At 53.8% G+C, this 798-nt stretch carries 2 pseudogenes; one reads left to right on the top strand and one right to left on the bottom strand.

The features are described from left to right. Window positions 1-66: 66 nt before the first annotated feature. Window positions 67-162, top strand: a pseudogene (locus tag G3R49_RS20315) (type VI secretion protein); the annotation flags it as partial. Window positions 163-217: 55 nt separating this feature from the next. Here the strand turns inward: G3R49_RS20315 and G3R49_RS19925 are convergent. Further along, a pseudogene (locus G3R49_RS19925) lies at window positions 218-517 on the bottom strand (tetracycline efflux MFS transporter Tet(C)); the annotation flags it as partial. Window positions 518-798 lie beyond the last annotated feature (281 nt).

The following is a 798-nucleotide window of genomic DNA, read 5'->3' as shown; positions in this document are numbered from 1 at the left end:
GACTTGAGCGTCGACTTTTGTGATGCTCGTCAGGGGGGCGGAGCCTAGGGAAAAACGCCAGCAACGGAGATGCGCCGCGTGCGGCTGCTGGAGATGGCGGACGCGATGGATATGTTCTGCCAAGGGTTGGTTTGCGCATTCACAGTTCTCCGCAAGAATTGATTGGCTCCAATTCTTGGAGTGGTGAATCCGTTAGCGAGGTGCCGCCGGCTTCCATTCAGGTCGAGGTGGCCCGGCTCCATGCACCGCGACGCAACGCGGGGAGGCAGACAAGGTATAGGGCGGCGCCTACAATCCATGCCAACCCGTTCCATGTGCTCGCCGAGGCGGCATAAATCGCCGTGACGATCAGCGGTCCAATGATCGAAGTTAGGCTGGTAAGAGCCGCGAGCGATCCTTGAAGCTGTCCCTGATGGTCGTCATCTACCTGCCTGGACAGCATGGCCTGCAACGCGGGCATCCCGATGCCGCCGGAAGCGAGAAGAATCATAATGGGGAAGGCCATCCAGCCTCGCGTCGGGGAGCTTTTTGCAAAAGCCTAGGCCTCCAAAAAAGCCTCCTCACTACTTCTGGAATAGCTCAGAGGCCGAGGCGGCCTCGGCCTCTGCATAAATAAAAAAAATTAGTCAGCCATGAGCTTGGCCCATTGCATACGTTGTATCCATATCATAATATGTACATTTATATTGGCTCATGTCCAACATTACCGCCATGTTGACATTGATTATTGACTAGTTATTAATAGTAATCAATTACGGGGTCATTAGTTCATAGCCCATATATGGAGTTCCGCGTTAC

The organism is Shewanella sp. WXL01 (assembly GCF_012263345.1).
In the GTDB taxonomy this organism is placed as follows: Bacteria; Pseudomonadota; Gammaproteobacteria; order Enterobacterales; family Shewanellaceae; genus Shewanella; species Shewanella maritima.
Note: the sequence above shows the minus strand (reverse complement) of the source record. Positions and strands in the feature narration are given on the sequence as shown.